Below are 18,826 nucleotides of genomic sequence, written 5' to 3' on the forward strand. Positions count from 1 at the left end.
CCCCCCACTCACGCCGTACAGCCGGCACAGGAGAGAACGTGCTCAGCTCCCCCCACACGCCCGGAGCGGTGCGCCACGGCGCAAGCCGGGCCCGCGTCACACGGCCCTGGGTCGCGGCCTTCGTGGTCGCCGCCTCGGCCGCTTCGGTCCTCACCGCCCTTCAGCCCAGCCAGGCCGCCACCCCACCGGCAGCCACCCCGAACGCTTCCGCGCAGGCGGCCGCCGAGCTGCCGACGGGCTGGTCCACCGTCGTCAATGCCGGCAGCGGCAAGTGCCTGGACGCGCGGTCGGCCGCGACCGCGAACGGCACGGCGGTGCAGCAGTACTCCTGCAACAACAGCACCGCGCAGCAGTGGAGCTTCACGCCGACCAGCGACGGATTCGTGCGGATCGGCAACCGCAATGCGAGCACCCAGGTCGTCGACGTCAGCGGCACCTCCGCGGCCGACAACGCCGCCTTGCACCTCTGGGCGTACGGCGGCGGCAACAACCAGCAGTGGCAGGCCGTCGACGAAGGCGGCGGCGCGTACCACTTCGTCAGCCGCCACAGCGGCAAATGCCTGGACGTCCCGGCCGCCTCGACGGCCGACAGCGTCCAGCTGGTGCAGTACACCTGCAACGGCACGGCGGCCCAGCGCTTCCAGGTGGCGCCCGTGAACACCGCCCCCGGGGATGTCGACCTCGGCCCGAACGTGGTCGTCTTCGACCCGTCCATGCCGTCGTCCACCATCCAGAGCCGGCTGAACTCCATCTTCCAGCAGCAGGAGACCAACCAGTTCGGTTCCCAGCGCTACGCCGTGATGTTCAAGCCGGGCACGTACGGCAACGACGTCAACGTCGGCTTCTACACCCAGGTCCTCGGCCTCGGCCAGTCGCCCGACGCGGTGACGATCAACGGCGCCGTGCACGTGGAGGCGGACTGGTTCCCGCCGCAGAACGCCACCCAGAACTTCTGGCGCGGCGCGGAGAACCTGTCGGTGAACCCGACCGGCGGCACCGACCGGTGGGCGGTCTCGCAGGCGTCCGGCTACCGGCGCATGCACGTCCGCGGCAACCTGGAGCTGAGCGACGGCGGCTGGGCGAGCGGCGGATTCATGGCCGACAGCAAGATCGACGGCCAGGTCCGGTCCGGCACCCAGCAGCAGTGGCTGACCCGCAACTCCCAGCTCGGCAGCTGGACCGGCTCCAACTGGAACATGGTGTTCGTCGGCAGCCAGGGCGTGCCGGGCAACACTTTCCCCAATCCGCCGTACACCACGGTGAACCAGACGCCGACGGTCCGCGAGAAGCCCTTCCTGTACGTGGACGGCGCGGGCGCGTACAAGGTGTTCGTACCCTCCCTGCGCACCGACTCCACGGCCACCAGTTGGGCGAACGGGACCGCAGCGGGCAGCTCGCTCGGCATGGACCAGTTCTACGTCGTCAAGGCCGGAGCAACGGCCGCACAGATCAACGCCGCACTGGCCGAGGGCAAGAACCTGCTGGTCACCCCCGGTGTCTACCACCTCGGCCAGACCCTGAAGGTGACCCGCCCCGACACCGTTGTCCTCGGTCTGGGCCTCGCCACCTTCATTCCTGACAACGGTGTCACGGCCATGACGGTCGCCGACGTCGACGGCGTGAAGGTCGCAGGTGTCCTCTTCGACGCCGGAACCACCAACTCGCGGACCCTGATGGAGGTCGGCCCGGCCGGCGCCGCCGCGAACCACGCGGCGAACCCCACCTCACTGCACGACGTCTACTTCCGGGTCGGCGGCGCCGCCGTCGGCAAGGCGACGACGAGCCTGGTGGTCAACAGCGATCACGTCATCGGCGACCACATGTGGATCTGGCGCGGCGACCACGGCAGCGGCATCGGCTGGACCAGCAACACGGCCGACACGGGGCTCGTCGTCAACGGCGACGGCGTCACCATGTACGGCCTGTTCGTCGAGCACTACCAGAAGCACCAGACCATCTGGAACGGCAACGGCGGCCGGACGTACTTCTACCAGAACGAGATGCCGTACGACCCGCCGAACCAGGCCGCCTGGATGAACGGCTCCACCCAGGGCTACTCGGCGTACAAGGTCGCGAACTCGGTCACCAGCCACCAGGCCTACGGGCTCGGCAGCTACTGCTACTTCAACGTCAACCCGAGCGTGACCGCCGAGCGTGCCTTCGAGGCCCCCAACAACCCGAACGTGCGCTTCCAGAACATGGTGACCGTCTCGCTCGGCGGCACCGGGACCATCCGCCACGTCATCAACGACCGGGGCGGACCCTCCAACGCGTCCACCAACGTGGCCAACCTGGTGAGCCACCCATGAGGCGGCTCGCAGCACGGCTGCTGATCCTGCTGGCCCTGGTGTTGGGGCTGACCGCCCCGGCCCACGCCGCCGGACTCGAGGCCTCCGCCGCACCCCAGGCACCTGCCTTCAAGGTGATCGCCTTCTACAACGGCACCTGGGACGCCGCGCACATCGACTTCGTCAAGGAAGCCAACGAGTGGTTCCCGCGGACCGCCGCGCAGAACAACTTCACCTACACGGCGACCACGAACTGGGAACTGCTGGCGAACGGAGGGGTGAACGGCTACCAGGTCGTCCTGTTCCTGGACGACGCACCCAAGACGGGCGCCCAGCGGTCCGGCTTCGAGCGGTACGTGAGGGCCGGCGGCGGCTGGATGGGCTTCCACTCCTCGGCCTTCACCACCAACGCCGGCTCATGGCCCTGGTACTACAACGGGTTCCTCGGCAGCGGGAACTTCAGGACCAACACCTGGGGGCCGACCACGGCGGTGCTGCGCACGGACGACCGGACGCACCCCTCGACCACCGGGCTGCCCACGACGTTCACCTCGGCGGTCAGCGAGTGGTACGGCTGGTCGAACGACCTGCGCGCCAACGCGAACATCAAGGTCCTGGCATCGGTCGACCCGACGAGCTTCCCCCTGGGCACGGACCCGAACCAGTCCTGGTACAGCGGCTACTACCCGATCCTCTGGACCAACACCCAGTACAAGATGCTGTACGCCAACTTCGGGCACAACGCCATGGACTACGGCTCCAACACCCGGCTGTCCTCGACCTTCGCGAGCCCCACGCAGAACCGCTTCCTGATCGACGGGCTCAAGTGGCTCGGGGGAGTGGCCGGCACCACGGATACTACGGCGAACGGCGTGCAACTGGTGCAGCGCGCCTGCGACAACTCGGCCGCCCAGAGCTTCCTCCTGACCGCTCACCCCTGAGGCTCTGCTTCCCCCCTGAAATCCATGTTCGGAAGCACAGGCCGTACCGCCCGTACCGCCCGGGGCACCCCCGGGCGGTACGGGCTTCGCCTTCACCTGTGTGCCTTCAGCGCGTTCATCTCCTTGGCGAGTGCCGCCACCTTGGCGCTCAGTTCGCCGATCTGCTTGTTCAGGGCTGCCAGGCCGTCCTGCCGGCCGAAGCCGCCGTTCCCGTCGACCGCGCGGCTCCGTGCCCGGGCGGCCCCGGTCGGAACGCCCTTGATGGAGATCTCCACTTCCTGCCAGGCCCCCAGCACGGCCGACTGTTCGGCGCTGCCGACGCCGAACAGTTCCCCGGCCTTCTGGAAGGTGGTGTGGGCGAACTCGTGGAACTGGGCCTCGGGTCCGGACACTTTGAGCGCTTCGAACCAGATGGGCCCGGCGGTCTCCCACGCGAATCCGCCGATGCCCACGGCCGTCAGGTAGAACGCCTTGTTCGGGATTCCGGAGTTGAGGTGCACCCCGCCGTTGTCCCCCTCATCGGTGTCGGGGAGGTGGATGAACTTGCTCATGCGGTCGGGCTGGGGGTCCTTTCCGAACAGCGGATTGTTGTACGCGTGCCCCGGGGCCTTCATCGAGCGCAGGGCATCGGCATCGATTCCGGGGGTCCACACGTCGGCGCCGATCAGCCAGTCCGCCTCCTCGGCCGCCTGCTTCAGCGACCACTGCTTGACCAGCGATCCGAAGACGTCCGAAACCGACTCGTTGAGGGCGCCGGACTGGTTGTGGTACTCGAATCCGGCGGTGTGCTCCGTGACCCCGTGCGTCAGCTCGTGGGCGATCACGTCGAGGGATCCGGTGAGGTCGCCGAGCACCTTTCCGTCCCCGTCGCCGAAGACCATCTGGCGTCCGTCCCAGAACGCGTTGTTGAACTTCACGCCGAAGTGGACGAACCCGTCCAGGCGCATTCCCCGGCCGTCGATCGAATCACGCTGGAACACCTCCTTGAAGAAGTCGCGCGTCAGACCGAGTCCGTCGAACGCCCGGTTGGTGGACTCGTCCACGGAATCCGGTCCGTCTTCCGACCTGGCCATGACGGCGGCTTGGAGGAAGTTCCTCTCCTCGCAGTCGAAGACCGTGCGCCGGCCGTTGCCAGGGGCGGCCGCGCCGGCGAAGGACGCCCGGACCTCTCGCTGACCTCGCAGGCGAGCGGTGGTCAGCATGGTGTCGAGGGCGGCTTGGCGCACCTCACTCTGTTCGCTCTCCAGGAGTCTTCTGAGGAGGTACGGGGGGATGATGCAGTTGAGTCGCGGGGTCCTGCTCATAGGACACCTCATGAAGGGGAGGGACGACGTCGACCCCTACTCGCTGGCGCGTGCCTTCTCCAGGAGCTCCAGGTAGGGAGTCTCGGCCGTGGAGCCACGTACGGGCGAAAGCCCGTACCGGTCGATGTTCTTTTCGTTCGCGTAGGGATTCAGGGGATCGAACTCTATGCGGTCATTCGGTGGCGAGACGTCCACGACGACGCGTGGCCATTCGCCGTTGTCCACTCTGAACACCGTTATCTGCTGACGTCCCCGGGTCACGTTCAGAATTTCACTGCTGTTCGAGATCTGGGATCGATACCGGTATTGTGTGTCGGCGGGATATCCTTGCTCCCTCTTGGCCTCCGCCGCGAGCTTCTTGCCTCCGATCCCGGAACGCTCGTAGGTGGTGGGCATCTTCATTCTGTCTTTTCTGATCACATACACCTCGGTCTGGGCTCTGATGGCCTCGTACGTGAGCTGCTCCGGATCCTTGATCTCGATGACCACGTCCTGCGCGACTTCCTCCCCCGGATTCAGTACGCTGCCCACCGGCGTGACGAAGGCGCCGTCGTAGATCAAGGTGAAGGCGCCGGGCTTGGCGTCGGCGCTGTTGTTCGCGGGCCCGCCATGGACCCAGTACTTGCTGTCGAGGATGTAGACGGGAACTTGGCCCGCGTTCTTCACGTGCAGATGGACCGTCACGTGCAGCTGCTTCGATCCTTTTTGGAGACTCGACTCCTTGAACTCCGCCCCGCTCTCTATCAGTGGGGTTCTCACATAGGGAAGATAGATCTGCGAGTAGGCCAGGTTGGCGCCCGCGATGAGGGTCGAGATGATGGCCCCGATCGCGATCGTCTTGGGATTGCGGAGGCCTTTCCAGGCCCGCAGCCTGATGAGTCCGACCAGAGCCACCGAAGACCAGATGCAGAGGGCGATTCCGATCACGGTGTAACCGGTGAAACGCTCGCCGATCTGCAGCAGGAGGAGGCAGATTCCACAGAGGAGCGCGATGATGACTCCGGCCAGAACGGCCACGCCCGAGTAGCGCCATCGCCGCTTGCCCCAGTAGTCGAAGGCCGCCACGGCCGCAGCCAGCTCCATCAGGGCCGCAGCGAGGACGGTGACTCCTGCGATCCGTCCGCCGTAGGTCAGGGCATCGCCGCTGTCCGACATTCCGATCCGGAAGAGCGGACATGCCGTCGCGAGGAACCCGAAGACCATGAGCAGGCCGATGGTCAGACGCCGGACGGGCCGGTCCGGCCAGACGCTGCAGTCCCCGCCGAGCCATTGGATGTCGTGGTGCCCGTCGACCGTCACACCGGCACGGTCCAGGATCTTCCGGAGATCCCTGGCGGACCGGGCATCTCCCACGTGGGCGCTGTCGATCAGGACCTTCCGCAAGCCGAGGTCGTCAGGCGGTCCAACGGAAACCTCGGGTGTGTTCCCCATGACATCAGCCTCCTCTCAGTCGGAGGAACGTGCCCCCGGAGCGTGCCCTCGGAGCACCGCCGCGTCAGGGTGCGGTCGAGGCTGCGCAGGGCGAAGCTGGAGTTGACGTGTAGGTGTCGCTCATCGACGGAGGAGCTCCCATGCGTAGACGCATTCTCGGATTCACCGCCGCACTCGTTCTGGCCGTTCTCGGCACCGCGGTCCCCGTCGCATCGGCTGCCGTACCGACGGTCACCGGAGCGGAGTGCACCGCCGACCAGGTGGGCAAGGTGGAGTACGACTCCGGTACCGGCCTGTACACCTGCATAGGCGGCGCGTACGACGGCGAACCGATCACCACGAGTTGAACGCTCAACTGCGCCATGTGGCACCGCCCTACACCCAGTTGACTTCCGCCCGCTTCAGCAGCGGGTCGTCCGTCAGTTGGAACAGCGGCACGGCGAAGTTGCCCGACCTGAACCGGCCGCCGAAGTGGAGGCCGAGCACCCGGTGGTCGGCCAGGTCGAAGACGGGGGAGCCGCTGTTGCCGCCGAGCGTGGAGCAGTCGTGCGTCAGGGTGAACCCGGGCCCGTCCGGGACCAGTGCCGTGGCCGTGCCGGGTTGGAGCCGCTTCACGTTGTAGATGTCCATGAAGATGCGGCTCATGGCCTCCGGTTCGTTGCGGCGACCGTCCGCCGCCGGGTAGCCGACCACGTACACGGGCCGGCCCTGCAGGTCCGGCGGAGCATCGGCGGCGATGGGCAGCGGAGTCGGCAGCGGCCCGCCGCCGCCCGCCACCGGGGACACCCGGAGCAGCGCCATGTCGACGTCCGGGTGGATGCCGATGATCTCGGTGACCTCGAACTCGAACGATCCGTCGGTGGCGGGCGCGCCGAGTTCCTCGACGGTGTCGATGCGCGCACCCATCCCCTGGCGGAAGCTGAACCCGCCGTCGCCGTCCGCCCGGCTGAACTCGGCCGCGACATGGCGGTTGGTCATCACGGCGAACGGCGAGACCAGGAAGCCCGTGCCCAGCCAGTCCAGTTCCGCGTGGCCGGAGACTTCCACCCGGCCGACCCGCTCGATCGAAGCCCGGATGCCCGGCCGTTGGCCGTCCAGCAGGGCCCAGTCGCCCGGCTGCGAGGTGAAGTCCTGGCCCTGGACCAGGATCGCCGGGCGGCCTTCGAGCAGGATGATAGCCTCCACCCCGAAGGACTCGTCCGCATCCACGTCGTCCCTGCGGCCCGCCGCCAGCTTCTCCAGCCCGCGCACCCCGGCCTCCAGCACCCGGGCCCGCTCCTCCCGGGCGGCGTGCCCGATTTGCGCGGCCGCCGCCTCCCGCGGGGGAAGTTCCTCGGTGGATTCGGGGATTTCGGCGTCCAGCCCCTTGCGTACGCGTGCGGCCACCTCCAGCAGGTCCTCTCGGAAGACCTGCTCGGGCCGGGTCGCCACCGGTGATCCTCCGCGCATCTCACACCTCCTGCGATCGTGCCCGTCGCGTCAGCGCGACTGGGCCGCAGCGATCTCGTCGTGGATCTGCGGGGTGTGCTCCCGCAGGTGCCTCATGATGGCGCTCAGTTGAGTGCCGACGTTCACGAAGGCCGTGCTCTTGCCCTGGAAGCTGACGTCCGTCACGCGTCGGCTGCCCCGGTGCAGGGCCACCACCGTCCAGTCGTCGGTCAGTACGGGCGAGCCGGAGGAGCCGCCCCGGGTGTCGGTGAAGTAGCGCACGTCCGTGTCGTCCGCCTCGAAGGCGAGGTTGTTGCGCAGCGCGATCCGCTTCGGCTCCCCGCCCGGGTGCTGAATGATGTTGAGTGCCACCGGCGTGTCCTTGTCCACCGCCAGCGGTGCGGACGCGATCCGCAGGAAGGTGTCGGGCGGGGCGCCGGTCAGGCGCAGCACGGCGTAGTCGAGCTCCTCGTCCCAGGCCACGAGTTCGCTCGCCTGGGCCTCCTCGGCACCCGTGTCGTCCTCGCTCAGGTAGTCGAACCGGGAGCGTGATCCCCGGGCCTGGAGCTGGAGGTCCGACGGGTCCGCCACCTGTTGCCGGCCGTCGGTGCGCTTGCGGGCGTTGACCACGTGGTGGTTGGTGACGAGGAGGCCGGGGGCGATGAGCCAGCCCGTGCCGCTGTGGGGCAGCGCCACCGGCTGGAGCAGGGCGCCCCCCTGGTACGGCAGCACCTTGATGCGGGCGACCGAGGAGCCCGCCCTCTCTCCGTCGCTCAGGAACCCGAAGGGCACCGTGTCGTCCCGGAAGATGATCTCCTCCTTGGATTCCCCGGTGGGGACGTCGGGTGCCACGTCCGGCTCGCCGGCCGCGTCGCGCGCCACCCGGTCCAGTGCCTTGAGGACCACGTCGCGGGCGGCGGCGTCGGTGAGCTGGTCCGTGGCGTTGCGGAGCCAGACGGCCAGCGGAACGGTGCCGTCGATCAGCCGCTCCACCCGGTTCAGCTCGTTGAGGTCCGACTGGACCTGTTGGCCGGGCGCCGCCAGGATCGGCAGCGAGGCGCGGTACTTCGGGAGGATTCCCGCGAACAGCAGGTTCCGCAGTGCCGGGTCCGACAGTCCCGTCTCCACCGCCGTGTCCCGCAGCTGTACGACGTCGTCCTGGGAGAGATACGTGTCGCTCATGGTCGATCAGGCCGCTCGGTGGCCGTTCCCTTCGGCTGGGCTCGCTGCTGAGGGGTCCGCCTCGCCAGGCTCCGGGGCGACCGGCCGCGTGCCCGCGGGGCCGGCCGGGCCGGGGGCGGCGGAGCCCATCGCCGCCGCCACGCCCGAGGCGAGCTCGCCGCTCCGGTCGTCGAGGGTCAGGAGGCGCCCGGCGAGCCGGTCGAGCGTCCCGAGCCGGCGCGCCTCGCGCAGCATGCCCTGCACCCCCTGGTGGGCGGCTCCGGTCGCGGACCGAAGGGCAGTGGTAGAAGGTTCGGGCGAGCCGGCGGACTCCTCCAGGAGGCGGATCAGCGAGCGCCGCAGCTCGGGCCGATCGGCGACCACCCGGGCGATCGCCTCGCCGAGTATGTCCAGGACCCCGTCCTCGGTCTCGGGCAGGCCCACGACGTCCAGGGCGTGCTCCAGGATCCGCGGGTGGTCGCGCGAGACCTCGGCGACCGCGGCACGCACCAGGGCGGGCTGCCGGACGAGCTCCGCGTCGGGCAGCCGCCGCAGTCGCTCGGCGAGCCTGGATCCGGCCTCCTGATCGTGTTCCTCGGTGCGGGACGCCAGCTGTGCACGGGTCAGCAGGGCGCCCAGCGCCTCGAAGTCCTTGCCCAGGCCCGTGGCGATCTCCTCCGCCTCGGCGAGGTCGTCGTCTGCCTCGGTGAGGTCTCCGTCGGCCTCGGCCAGCCGCGCCGAGAGGAGGAGCAGCTCCAGCTGCAGTGCGGGGAAGCCGTCCTCATCGGCGCGCTCCACGGCCGCGTCGGCGGCCGCCCGGGCTTCGGCGCGACGGCCCAGCCGGTCCAGGGTTTCGACCCACAGCGGGTGCAAGGGGCTGCCCGAGGTCCACGGGCGCCGCCCCTCGATCCGGGCGGCGGCTTCGTCGACGTACCCCTGCGACAGCAGGTTCTCGACCTCGCGGGCGGCGATGCGCTCCCAGTCCTCCTGGTCCGCCTCCGCCATCACCTCGTCCGAGGTGTGGCCGCCGAAGCGCCCGGCGAGGTACGCGGCGGAGCGCCCCGCCATGTCCTCGTCGGCCCCGACGAGGAACTGCTCGACACCGGGCAGCCAGCGCAACTCCACCTCGCGCGGACTCTCGTTCAACCGCAGCCGGTGGTAGATCTCCTCGGCCCGCGCCTCCGGGCCTTCGCGTACCGCGTAGTACGCCACGGCGCGCTGCCCGACCGCCCGCACCACGTCCACATGGGCGCGGTCGGCCAGCCGCAGCATGATGGCCCGCAGATCGGCCCGGTGGCGTACGGTCCCCGGGCCGGCGGATTCCACCTGGTCGAGCCGGGAGAACAGCTCGAAGAGGCGCTCCGCCTCCATGTCGGAGTCCACCGTCAGTCCGCACGGACCGGCGAGGACTTCCCGGATCAGTTCGGGGGTGATGGTCCGCAGTGCCAGGCCGGCCTGCGCCAGAGTGCGGACGTCCGGGTCTCCGATGCGCCTGAGGATCCGCTCGTAGAGGGTCCCCTGGATGAGCATCTGGTCGACCTTGCGGTAGAAGTGGCGCCGCCGCCGGGGCAGGCTCTCGATCAGTTCGTTCAGCGATTCGGCCCGGTCGCCTTCCTGCTCGGCCGCCCGCGCCGCCAGCTTCAGGCTCAGGGGGTTCCCGCCCACGCGGTCGGCGAGCTTCGCGGCGAGCCGTTCGTCGCTCACCCCGCAGGAGACCAGGAGGGCCACGGAGGCCTCAGGGCCGAGGTCGTTCAGCTCGATGGTCAGGGGCTCCACCACGCGGGCCGGATGGTGTTTCAGCAGCCGCCCCGCGACGACGGTCCGCAGTCGCGGGTGCACCTTCTGGAGCGCCGACCAGAGCCCCCACATGCGGCCGAGCTCCGGCGAACCGCTGTACATGGCCTCCTCGAAGGAGTCGATCACGAGAAGCAGGGGCGGCTGCTCCTGCGCGGACACGCCCACTGCCTGGACGACGAGCGTCGCGAGCTGCGCCGCCAGCATGCCCTCGCGTGCCGAGGCCAGGGCGTGCACCCCCGACTGGGAGAGCCGGGCCATCGTCGCCCGGGTGGTGGCGAGCTCGTAGAGCTCGTCGACCGTGCCCTCTTCGGCCCGGTGGAGGCCGACGGTCTCCTCGCAGGCGTGCGCCAGGGCGTCGAAATCGGCGTGGTGCCCGGGGTACTGGACGCTGAGCTGCCGGGCCATCTCCGCGATCAGGGTGGCCGGTTCGTGGGCCGAGAGGGTGGGCCTCGCGAAGTCGACGTACGCGAAGGGGAACGTGGTGGGGAAGTCGCGCAGGCTGTCCCGGAGGAACGTCGCGAGCAGGGTGCTCTTGCCGACGCCGTTCAGCCCGTGGATCAGCACCGGCCGCTTCGTGCCGGTGCCGACCTCCCGGGTGAACTCGTCCTGGAGCGCCGTGGGCAGCCCGATGTAGGCGCGCAGTCGGGCGAGTTCCTCGGCGCGCCCCTGGAAGGAGCTGCGTGCGAGGCGTTCGAGGGGCTGCATCAGCCGCGCCCGGTCGAGCAGCCGCTGGACGTGCGCGATGTCGGGGATGCCGGTGATGCCCGGGATCTGCGCCAGCCACAACACCGCCTGCAGTATGCGCGGCAGCTCGTCCAGCCTCTGGTCGGCGAGGTCCGGGGGCGTGCCGTCGAGGTAGGCCAGCGCGAAGTGTTCCGGGCTCAGGCCGGGCGGGATCTGCTCCAGGTTGGCCAGCAGGGCGCGGCGGGCCCCCTCCGGACCGGCGAAGCCGGCGAGCGCCGTGTCACGGACCTCCGACTTGAGTGCCCAGGTGACGGTGTTGCGCGCGCCGACGGCACGGCAGTCGGACAGCAGCGCCACCCCGGCGTCCCCGGAGGGCTCCTTTTCGCCGGGCAGCTTCAGCCGTGCGGGTTCGAACCGGCTCAGCAGGGACGCCGCTTCCCGGTAGGCCCTGCGCTGGTCCGACACGTCTGCGGGGCCGGGGGAGGCCGCGGCGGCGCTCAGCTGCTCGCTCAGGCGCGCGCCGAAGTCCTCACGGGGGCCGAGTGCGCCGTAGAGGCGGACCGACGCCGCTGCCGCCGTACAGATCTTGCGCATGTAGCTGTCCGGTCCGCACGCCTCACAGGCCTGCAGAACGGTGGGGACGGCCGCTTCCACGAGGGCGGAGATCCGCTGGACGTTCGGGGGAGTCGACGTCGAAGCCTCGGTGAAGAACTGCCGGAAGAACTCGCGCAGATCCTCCGGGCCGAACATCCGGGCGGTGTCCCTGACCTCGTCCCTGCGTATCTCGTACGGGAGCTGGCGCATCGTCGGCGAGTACCCGAGCAGCACCAGCCGGGGCGGTACGTCCGGCGGGGTCGGCCGCTGCTTGTGGATGGTCAGGGCCAGCTTGCCGATGCAGTCCCAGACGTCGGAATTGACGTCGAGCTTGTCGCAGTCGTCCAGCACCAGCCAGTACTGCCCGCGCGCGGTGGTGGCCTGGCTGACGACGCGGTGCACCGCCGCATCGATCTCCGGTAGTGGATCGTTCAATTGTGTCGGATTCAATGGCGCGAGGGGCGCGAGGGGCTCGAGGGGCGAGGGGGCCGTACTCGAGATCATCGGTGAGACCGGGTCCGGGTCCGCGACGGACTCGGTGAGCCTCTGGACCAACTGCTCGGCCGTCGAGGTCCGGTTCAATGTCACCCGCACCGGGCGGAAATTGCAGTGCTCGCCCACGTGCCGGATGAGTTTGTAGCTGTAGGAGCGTCCACTGTCCGGTTCCCCGTCCACCACCAGAACGGATTTATCGGGATTCTCGAAGAATTCGCGGAGCCGCTTCCTGAAATCCGCCCGGTCGATGAACACCTCGGTGCCGTTGCCGAGCACGCTGGTGAGGAAGAAGTCCTGAGGGGAAATGTGCAGCTGAACGGCCTTCTCCAGCTCGCGCTCGAGGCGCTCGGCCTCCTTCCCGATCGGGAGGGAGGTGAGGCTGCCCATCTGCGTGAGGGTGCTGAGGAGCAGGAGTTGCATTTCGACGCCGCTGTTCCGCACTGCCTCGACCAGGGCGATCGCATTGTCGTTGCTGACATAATTCAGCGGGATTCTGCTCACGAACTCGGGTGGGAACCCGAATTGGACCAGCTTGGGTCGGGGTTCGCCGGCAATGAAGAAGTGATCTCGCACCATTTCGGTGACGAGTCCCCATTCGGTGTCCTTGGGAGACATACCGCACCTGCACATCCGCCGTGGCGGCGTGGGAAGACGGACTGCCTGATACCTGCCATGATTTCACTCGGCCGGGTCACTCGCAACGCGGCCGAACACCGTGCGCAGCCCCTGCTGGACGGGCGCGCTGCGCAGGTACTCCGTGATCCCGTGATGATTGTCGCTGTCGTTCCTGACCAGATGGTCGGTGACGAGGCCGGGCGGACCGTACTCGGGCCGCAGCCAGTGGTCGAGCGCCACCAGGTCCCGCAGGTCCGAGACGTTGGACCAGGCCGCCACACCCGCCGGGACCGCCGGCGGGAGCGGGAGCACGTCCTGGACCTCGGTGATGCCGAGAGGGCACCCCACGCTGACGAGCAGGGTGACGTCCCGTCGCTCCTCGCGGAGCACCTCGTACGCGATGACCGAGCCGAGGCTGTGCCCCAGCACGACGAGCGGCCCGTCGCGCACGCCGGCCAGCTCGCCGCGGACGACCTCGCGCATCGCCTCGCCGACGCCGCCGAAGAAGTACGCGTACACGTCCTCGAAGGTGAGCTTCACGAGCAGCTCGAAGACGGGTGCGCGCAGGAAGAGGGGGAGCGGCAGTGCCTCGGCCAGGTCGGGCGGGGCCGCTGCGGGCGCCGCGTCCTCGGCCCGGCCGAGGGTCTCGGCCGAGTACGTCATCTTCGCCAGCCAGTGCGCGAGTTCCTCCTCCCCGGCCCGCGCCGACCGGCTCCCGAGGGCCGGACCCGCCTTCCGGCGCGCCTCGCGGAGCGTCTGCTCGATGAACTCCTCCGGAGTCCGCGGGGCCGCCGCCGGGTCCGGGGTTTCCCGGACGGGCGGCGGGCCGCCGGACAGCGGGTCGGGCCGGTGGTCGGGCAGGGGGGTGTCGTACCGGACCGGCGCCCAGTAGGCCATCCGTGATGCCGCGCCCATGTCCGTGCCGAACAGGGCCGTGTCCCACTGGGCCTTGAGCAGTTCCTTGCGGACCTTGTTCCCGTTTCCGTGGACGTAGACGACGGTGGCGTCGTCCATCTCAGCTGTCCAGGACCACGTCGTCGTAGCTCTCCAGCCGCTTCCAGCGCTCCGCGGGCGCGCGGGTGACGGGCATGAGGTCGGCGGCGGGCAGCGGCCCGAAGTCGAGGCCGGTGAGCTCGACGATGTCGGTGACGGGCACCTGGAACGTGCGGAACGGGCCGAGCGGCGGCGGATCGCCGGGCTTGGCGCCCGCCATCGCCCGCTCGCGGTCCCGGCTGAGGTCCGGGCTCTGGTCGAGGATGTACCCCGTCGAGGCGAGTCCGCCGTTGTGGACGAAGGCAGCCACCTTCCAGAACCGCAGCGGCACCTGGATGCCCCGGTAGGGCGGGTCGGAGTCGTGCAGTACGGGACCGGTGAAGACGGACAGCTTGCGGTCGAACCGGGCCGCGTGGTCGAGCAGATGGTTCTCCAGCCCCTGCCACAGCTCTTTGCCCTGGTTGAAGGAGTCCTGCTGCGGGGCCGCGTTGGTGAAGTGGAAGGTGTCGGTGTTCGCGCGGTTGGCCTCGGCCACGGCACCCCAGACCGGGTCCAGACGGCGGACCAGGTGCCCCCGGTCCAGGGAGTTGTCGCGGTAGATGTCGTTGCCGGCCTGCTGGGCCTCGGGTACGCGGGGGTCGAACCCCCAGTTGTCGTCGCGGGGTACGTCCTCCAGGAGCCGCTCGCCGTCGATGCAGACGGCGGTGGAGGCGGCCAGCCTGCGGTCGGGGCGCAGGACGACGGTGAAGTGGGTGTAGGGGAGGACCACGGTCTCGACCCCGGCCGCGGCCGGCAGGGGGAGCGGGACGACGGAGCCGAGGAAGGACTCGTCGTAGCCGGTGCGATCGGCGAGGGAGCCCTGTCGTGCCGTGGCGTCCGCGGCCCGGTCCGGCGGCGTATCAATTGCGTTCATAAGATAGCAATACCGCGCACAAGCGATCGTTCTACGGTGCGGTGTGACGGGCCACCCGAACAGCGGCCCTCCCGCCGGCTCCCCCCGGCAGGCCCGATCGGGCGGCGTCCCCCACGCCCCGGTTCAGGCGGCGGCCACCGCGGAACCCATGCTGTCGACCCCCCTGTGCCCACCACGCCCCGAGGAGTACCCGTGCCCACTGGCCTGTCCATCCACGTCGGTCTGAACAAGGTCGATCCCGCGGCGTACGACGGCTGGGACGGCAAGCTCCTGGCCTGCGAGAACGATGCCCGAGACATGGCCTCCGTAGCCCGAGCCGGCGGGTTCGGCGACACCGTGATCCTGACCGACGACGGCACGGTGGAGAACATCACCGGAGAACTGCGCAAGGCGGCCGGACGGCTCAAGAGCGGGGACATCCTGCTCTTCACCTATTCGGGCCACGGCGGCCAGATGGACAACGTCGTCGGATCGGACGACGAGCCCGACCGGCTGGACGAGACGCTGGTCTTCTTCGACCGCCAGTTCCTCGACGACGAGCTGTACCGGGAGTTCCGGCGGTTCGAGGAGGGGGTCAGGATCTTCGCCCTGCTGGACTGCTGTCACAGCGGCAGCGCCATCGAGTCCCTCCAGGGGCTACTCACCCCGGAGGCGCTCCAGTCGCAGTTCCAGACCCGGGATCCGGACCAGGTGGAGGCGGCGTCCCGGCTGATGCCGCTGCTCAAGCAGCAGGAGATCTTCATCCGGGACCGGCCGTTCTACGAGGGCCTCCAGCGCGAGCTCAAGGACGGCGACGGCGGCCGCCCGGCGCCCGCCGCCGTACTCATCTCCGCCTGCCAGGACAACCAGGTGGCCTCCGACGGAGACGTCAACGGACTGTTCACCGCGAACCTGCTCGAGGTGTGGGGGAAGGGAGCCTTCCTGGGCGACTACCGCACCTTCCACCGCAACATCCAAAAGCGCATGCCCGCCAACCAGAGCCCGAACTTCTACACGACGGGCAACCCCTCGGACGGCTTCCTCAAGCAGAAGCCGTTCACCATCTGACACGGCCAGCCCGAACGAGCGGCCCGAACGGGCGGGCCTCTCAGCCGCGACCGCCATCGGTTCCCTTCGCCGTGGCGATGCGCCAGGGCGCGAACGCGCTGGCCGTCCGCGGCAGGAGGCCCGCCACCTCGGGGCAGTGCCGCACCACCACACTGCTCATGCCGTTGCGCTCGATCCAGTCGAGGCCCAGCGGGGTGTACACCTCCGGCCTGAAGTCGACCGTGAGGAACCGGTCGCTCTGCAGGCGGCGGGTCGCCATCAGAATGAAGATGCGGAAGGCGGTGTCGCTGAAGCCGAAGCCCTGCGGCGGGTTCTCGGCGAAGAGACCGACCATGGTGTCGATGTGATCGACATCGCGGTAGACCTCCTTCAGGCGTGCGACGGTCTCCGCGTCACTGGACACGTCCTCGAACCGCCGTGCGCGGGGCTTGTGCAGACCGGCCCGGAAGTCGTTGTAGCGCGGTACGCCGCGACGCCGCGTGCGCACCAGATCGACCACGGACAGGTCGATGACCTCACCGTCCCGCTCGAACGCCCGTAGGGCGTGCGGGTAGTTGTTCAGCGTGATGGCGCCGGGATGGGCGATGCCGAGCGAGTACAGGGAGTCGGCCAGACCGGTCCTGCGGATGAGGGCTTCCGCAGCGGGCCCCTGCACGTCGTTGAAGCCGAGCGTGTCCAGCCTCCGCCCGAGCCGGTGGTCCACGATCTCGAAGTCGTCGGGGAGCAACGGGTGCATGCGGTAGACGGTGACGAAGTCCTCGGTGAGCGAGTACGGGGCGGCGTGGTGGTCCGGAAGGGTCTCGGGGATCCCGGTCAGTGAATGCGCCTCGAAGAGCCACAGCCCCAGCTGTTCGAGCCACTTCTTCGGCGGTCCCTGCCAGTTGGTCTTCAGGCCGATGTCGATCACTTCGGTGGCGAGGATCGCGGGGGTCCACTCCACGGTGTGGATCTTCGCGATGAGAGCCGAGACGACCAGGCGCGCCGTGTGGTAGACACGGTCCTCGCTCAAGGCCGGGTACTCCTGCCGCAGTGCCGCGCACACGGCATTGTGCTCGCGGGCGAAGAGGGTCTGCAGGGCGCTGAGGCCGTACCACCAGCTCTCCGCGAACCCGGTGAGCGGGAGTCCGTCCGGCCCGGCCGGCAGGTGGCCGTCCTCCAGGCGCAGCGCGGCACCGCCCCCCGGCTCGCGCAGCGACCTTCCGATGTCCTCGTTGCCGCCGTAGACTTCCGAGCCGTCCCACCAGTGGGACGCCGCATTGGCGAACAGCGTCGGCGGACCGTTGCCGTCGGCCGGGTACAGCCCCTCGTTCTCGGCGAAGCGCATGACGTCCTCGGGACGTCCGCCCGGAGTGTTCCGCCACGTGACACCGGGAGGGAGCGGCACCTCGACGCTCCTCGTGCCCGTGGGGTAGCGCTTGTGGTTGACCCAGTCGTGCACCTGGAACTGGATCCACGCGGCGGCCAGGACGTTGAGGGAGCGGGCCGGAATGAAGACGTCGCGGTGCAGCAGCTCGCGACTGACGGTGACCGGGTTCGGTACGTCGAACAGTTCCGGTTGGTAGACGGGCGCGAGGTTGCGGCCGAAGGCGGATCCGACGGCGCCCATCCCCGGTGCGGACAGGTCGTTGTAGGTGCCGTCGTAGCTCCGTGCGAGCCGCATGTCCTCGTCGATGGGATCGGGTACGGGCCGGGCTCTGGGCGGAGCCTCGCGGACCTCGGTGTCGATCAGGTTGTCCTGCCGCAGCTTCTGCCGGAAGGCCAGGAGGTTCAGCAGTCCGAGGCTCGTGGGCAGCCGGTGCCAGGGGACGCATCGGTTGAGGCCGCGGAAGGCGGCGCGCAACGGCACGCCCAGCACGACGTTGCGCCGCGGCTCGACGACGGCGAACCGGTGGCCCAGCCGGTGGGCGCTACTGGCTTCGTAGGCGACCTTGCGCGCACGGTTGAGGTTTCCGAGGGGCCGGAAGTCCTCCGTCGTGTTCCACGGGTTGAAGGCGAGATCGTCGACCCGTGCTGCTGCGGCGCGGGCATCGGCGGAGCTGATGTCCTGGCACGGGACGGTCAGCGTCGCCACCCGCACGAGAGGCGCGTCCCCCTCCTTCCACTCGGCCGCGCCGTCCTCGATGGACGTCCGGCGGGCATCCACGTAGCGCTGGACGTACAAGTCGAAGACGACATCCGCCTCCTTCAGCCGCCGTGCGAGTTCGTGCTGCAGGAAATCGGGGTCGGCGGCGGAAGGCGCGGGGGCCGACGGAGCGCCGTCCGCGGGCTTCAGCTGATAGCGCACCGGCCCCGCGTCACCCCACAGGATGGCGCCGCGGCTCCAGTACGTCTCCAGCGCCAGGCTGCTCACCGGCCGGCTGGTACCCGCCCGCACGTTGCGGCGCATGCGCGCGGCCGTGGACCATCCGACCGCGAGCGGCAGGGTGACGAAGAGCGCGACGGCCTTCCGCAGCGTCGAGTCGGCGCCCGCCATGGCCTTCGCGAACTCGACGAACTCGACCGCGTCGCGCGCGTGCGAGACCGGATGGCTGGTCATCAGCAGGTCGTGCGCTTCGCCGGCCCCCGCCGCGATGCGCAGGGCCGCTCCGCGCGTGTCGGGGGCGTGGTCCGGCTGGCGGGCGCCGTTCGCATTGGAGAGCCGCACGGTGACCGGGTACTCGGCACCCGGTTGGGCGAAGCCGGTCCGCAGGTCGGGGGGCAGGTCGCCGACGAAGGCCAGGCGCGCGTTCTCCGCGCCCAGAACGGCCTTGGCGTGGAACGTACGTGCGAGGTCGGAGGCGCCGCTGCGCTTCTTGGACTTGAGCTGGACCCGCAGGAGCTCGCGGGCGAGCCGCTCGAAGACGAGCCGTTCCGCCTCGGGGTTGCCGCCCATGTAGTGCTCGTACTGCCTGGTCTCGGCCATGTGTGCCTCTTCGCCAAGGCGCACCCCGCGCTCTCTCCGGACGCAAGGCCGGCGGACGACGAGGTGACGCTGTACGGCTGCCCGGGGCTGGGTCCGCGGGCACCTGGGTTACACACGGCAACCCTGACTCAGTGGTGCGGCCGCGTCGCGCGGAACAACGCAGACGGGTGGTGCGGGAGCGGGACGCGGCGAGTACTGGCAGACTGGATCCGGAAGACCGCACGGCATGCTGT

At 69.6% G+C, this 18,826-nt stretch carries 11 protein-coding genes and 1 pseudogene; 4 read left to right on the forward strand and 8 right to left on the reverse strand.

Annotated features, from left to right (window positions below; genetic code table 11):
* The first annotated feature begins 68 nt into the window (after nucleotides 1-68).
* Both ACE1OC_RS37455 and ACE1OC_RS37460 read left to right on the forward strand, forming a co-directional pair.
* Nucleotides 69-2,309 carry an RICIN domain-containing protein gene (locus ACE1OC_RS37455; protein ID WP_407841803.1) on the forward strand — a complete coding sequence of 747 codons (2,241 nt, stop codon included), beginning with the start codon at nucleotides 69-71 and terminating at the stop codon, nucleotides 2,307-2,309.
* A pseudogene (locus ACE1OC_RS37460) lies at nucleotides 2,306-3,208 on the forward strand (ThuA domain-containing protein); the annotation flags it as partial. The gene ACE1OC_RS37455 and the pseudogene ACE1OC_RS37460, both read left to right, overlap by 4 nt.
* A 113-nt stretch (nucleotides 3,209-3,321) precedes the next feature.
* On the opposite strand, the gene ACE1OC_RS37465 reads toward ACE1OC_RS37460, so the two are convergent.
* A complete protein-coding gene (locus ACE1OC_RS37465) occupies nucleotides 3,322-4,533 on the reverse strand; it encodes a M4 family metallopeptidase (RefSeq protein WP_407840759.1) in 1,212 nt (403 codons plus the stop codon).
* A gap of 36 nt (nucleotides 4,534-4,569) precedes the next feature.
* Nucleotides 4,570-5,964 (reverse strand): hypothetical protein, encoded by a 1,395-nt coding sequence (locus tag ACE1OC_RS37470; RefSeq protein ID WP_407840760.1) that lies wholly within the window; start codon nucleotides 5,962-5,964, stop codon nucleotides 4,570-4,572.
* Nucleotides 5,965-6,104: 140 nt separating this feature from the next.
* Here ACE1OC_RS37470 and ACE1OC_RS37475 point away from each other — a divergent pair, with 140 nt between their 5' ends.
* Nucleotides 6,105-6,311: a hypothetical protein gene (locus ACE1OC_RS37475; protein WP_407840761.1), complete on the forward strand. Its 207-nt coding sequence runs from the start codon at nucleotides 6,105-6,107 to the stop codon at nucleotides 6,309-6,311.
* Nucleotides 6,312-6,339: 28 nt separating this feature from the next.
* Here ACE1OC_RS37475 and ACE1OC_RS37480 read toward each other — a convergent pair whose 3' ends face one another.
* The 5 genes from ACE1OC_RS37480 to ACE1OC_RS37500 form a co-directional block, all read right to left on the reverse strand.
* Nucleotides 6,340-7,413: a trypsin-like serine peptidase gene (locus tag ACE1OC_RS37480; protein WP_407840762.1), complete on the reverse strand. Its 1,074-nt coding sequence runs from the start codon at nucleotides 7,411-7,413 to the stop codon at nucleotides 6,340-6,342.
* A gap of 30 nt (nucleotides 7,414-7,443) precedes the next feature.
* Nucleotides 7,444-8,574: a trypsin-like peptidase domain-containing protein gene (locus tag ACE1OC_RS37485; protein WP_407840763.1), complete on the reverse strand. Its 1,131-nt coding sequence runs from the start codon at nucleotides 8,572-8,574 to the stop codon at nucleotides 7,444-7,446.
* A gap of 6 nt (nucleotides 8,575-8,580) precedes the next feature.
* A complete protein-coding gene (locus tag ACE1OC_RS37490) occupies nucleotides 8,581-12,624 on the reverse strand; it encodes an AAA family ATPase (RefSeq protein WP_407840764.1) in 4,044 nt (1,347 codons plus the stop codon).
* Between the two features lie 177 nt (nucleotides 12,625-12,801).
* Nucleotides 12,802-13,752 carry a hypothetical protein gene (locus ACE1OC_RS37495; protein ID WP_407840765.1) on the reverse strand — a complete coding sequence of 317 codons (951 nt, stop codon included), beginning with the start codon at nucleotides 13,750-13,752 and terminating at the stop codon, nucleotides 12,802-12,804.
* A gap of 1 nt (nucleotide 13,753) precedes the next feature.
* Complete coding sequence (locus tag ACE1OC_RS37500; protein ID WP_407840766.1) at nucleotides 13,754-14,644, reverse strand: DNA/RNA non-specific endonuclease; 891 nt, start codon at nucleotides 14,642-14,644, stop codon at nucleotides 13,754-13,756.
* Between the two features lie 192 nt (nucleotides 14,645-14,836).
* On the opposite strand from ACE1OC_RS37500, the gene ACE1OC_RS37505 reads away from it, so the two are divergent.
* Nucleotides 14,837-15,691: a caspase family protein gene (locus ACE1OC_RS37505; RefSeq protein WP_407840767.1), complete on the forward strand. Its 855-nt coding sequence runs from the start codon at nucleotides 14,837-14,839 to the stop codon at nucleotides 15,689-15,691.
* A 40-nt stretch (nucleotides 15,692-15,731) separates the two neighbouring features.
* On the opposite strand, the gene ACE1OC_RS37510 is transcribed toward ACE1OC_RS37505, so the two are convergent.
* Nucleotides 15,732-18,593, reverse strand: a complete 2,862-nt coding sequence (locus tag ACE1OC_RS37510) for a peroxidase family protein (protein ID WP_407840768.1) — start codon at nucleotides 18,591-18,593, stop codon at nucleotides 15,732-15,734.
* Between the last annotated feature and the right edge of the window lie 233 nt (nucleotides 18,594-18,826).

The sequence above is a fragment of the Streptomyces stoeckheimensis genome (assembly GCF_045822005.1).
Lineage (GTDB): Bacteria > Actinomycetota > Actinomycetes > Streptomycetales > Streptomycetaceae > Streptomyces > Streptomyces stoeckheimensis.